3 protein-coding genes are annotated in these 1,936 nt (G+C 28.8%); all 3 read right to left on the bottom strand.

Annotated features, from left to right (window positions below):
* Positions 1 to 98: 98 nt before the first annotated feature.
* Entirely contained in the window at positions 99 to 908 is an 810-nt protein-coding gene (locus ABUA17_RS18730) for a hypothetical protein (RefSeq protein ID WP_349818083.1), read from the bottom strand.
* A 114-nt stretch (positions 909 to 1,022) separates the two neighbouring features.
* Positions 1,023 to 1,352 carry a helix-turn-helix domain-containing protein gene (locus ABUA17_RS18725; RefSeq protein ID WP_349818084.1) on the bottom strand — a complete coding sequence of 110 codons (330 nt, stop codon included), beginning with the start codon at positions 1,350 to 1,352 and terminating at the stop codon, positions 1,023 to 1,025.
* A gap of 265 nt (positions 1,353 to 1,617) precedes the next feature.
* The gene (locus ABUA17_RS18720) at positions 1,618 to 1,812 is read right to left on the bottom strand and encodes a helix-turn-helix transcriptional regulator (protein WP_349818085.1); all 195 of its coding nucleotides are present in this window, start codon (positions 1,810 to 1,812) and stop codon (positions 1,618 to 1,620) included.
* Positions 1,813 to 1,936: the final 124 nt, after the last annotated feature.

Genomic DNA, 1,936 nt, shown 5'->3' with positions numbered 1-1,936 from the left:
TAAGTGATGATATAAAGAGTTATCTATTATAGGACCACCTAAAACCTCTTGCTCTAATGTTATTAATTCTTGTCTTACCATTTCTTACACCTCATTTTTTAAATAATATACTTTTCATCATCAAAGTCTATCTTTGTATCATTATTAAGCTTATTCTTTGATTTCCACGATAAATAATTCAAATACTTACTACCATCATTTAAAAACATACCTATTTGTCTTATTCCGTCTTTATCCTTTCTAACTAAAAATTCATTTAACCCCCATTGATAATTACACCATTGATACGCTGAATCATTATACATAATGCTATAATTACTAATAGCTTCTAATATTTCACTTTCAGAATAATCCTTTATTGCTTTATCTATAGCCTGTTTCATTTCTTTAGTTAGGTTTCTATGCTTTTTAATATTTTTATTAATCCAAAAATCAAAAATACTATTATATATATTTTCTTTTATTTTACTTTTCTTTTTAGATGTGCCCTTTACTGTGCCCTCTTGTGTGCCATTACTGTGCCCTTTATCCTCTTCTAAAGTGCTTATTTTCTCACTTTTACTGTGCCCTAACTGTGCTTTTACTGTGTCTTTTACTGTGCCCTCTTCAACTTGTACTAAATACTCATAAATTGACCCTTGTTTTGGATTTTTAGAACTCGCTACAAGCCTTATTATATCTAGCTTTGTAAACTGCTTTATTAATCTCCTAGCAATCTTTTCAGTAATTTCTATATCTTTAGCAACAACTCTAACACTCATAAAAAACTGTCCTTTGGGTAATGGATTATTATGATTTAACCTTTGTCCAAATTCTTTTTTAGTAATCCATATACCAAACTTAAACTCTACACTGTTTATGTCATATTCAAGTATTCTTGAATCTATTTTATGATAAGGAGTATTCAAGTTCTCACCTACTTAAACACCTTATTAAATAGTCTTAAATTTTCCCATGTGGGCTCTTTACCCATGCTCTTACAATTTTCTATATATAAACTTAATATCTTAATATTCATGCTTTTAATTCCCTTCCTTGATATTTCCAACTAATCCTTGTAATGTTACTGCTAAAACTTCAAATGCTTGTAATTTGGTTTCATACAATTTAACCTTTCCTTCAAGCTCTTTAATGTATAAATCTTTCTTATAGTTATTTTCATCAATTTCTATTCCTAGATAGTCATTAACACTCTTCCTATCAATTCTCCATTCTTTACCGCATTTAGTTCCTTTAAGTTTTATAGAACTATCATATTGCCCTCTATTAAGCAATTCTCTTACATATGCAGGTGTAACACCTAAATGGTCGGCTGTTTCATCTGTTGTAAGCCAATTTCTATTACTTGTCATTTTATCTCCCTCCATAATTTAATAATTATCTTTACCAATACATCTACTTAGAACCACTGTAGTATGATTTTATAGTGGAACTTGTACATTTCTTATAAAGTATTGCACTTTACTTATGTCTTACTATGTAATGTCATTTTGATATGATTTTTCATTCCCACAAGTGGGCATGAGATATTTTAGATACGTTTATTACCATAAGTGGCAACGATTATTTTCAATTTTTTTGAAAACAGATACCTCTGTTTAGTCATTATCTAGCTCATTATTCTTCTTCACTAAAGAACAGTTCTGCTACTGTTGTGTCAAGAGCTTTTGCAATTTTTATCATCAAATCTCTTCTTGGCTCAACTGCTCCTTTTTCTATAAGTCTTAAATATTGAGGAGTTATTCCTAATTGTTTAGCAAACATCCCTTGTTTAAATCCTTTTTTTATTCTTTCAATTTTTAAATTACTCATCTTTCCCTCCCACTTCTTCAAATTTGAAGAATGTTTTTACAAGATTATGTTAATACTTGCTTTTGAAGAAGTCAAGCCTTTTTTTAATTTTTTGTTGCATTTTTGAAGAATAAAAGCATATAAT

This window comes from Clostridium sp. RTP31139st1_H3_RTP31139_211217 (assembly GCF_040227035.1).
Classification (GTDB): Bacteria; Bacillota; Clostridia; order Clostridiales; family Clostridiaceae; genus Clostridium; species Clostridium saudiense.
Note: the sequence above shows the minus strand (reverse complement) of the source record. Positions and strands in the feature narration are given on the sequence as shown.

Excerpts from the sequence above, each read along its gene's own strand:
- ABUA17_RS18725 (WP_349818084.1), bottom strand. The coding sequence starts at position 1,352 with ATGACAAGTAATAGAAATTGGCTTACAACAGATGAAACAGCCGACCAT.
- ABUA17_RS18720 (WP_349818085.1), bottom strand. The coding sequence starts at position 1,812 with ATGAGTAATTTAAAAATTGAAAGAATAAAAAAAGGATTTAAACAAGGG.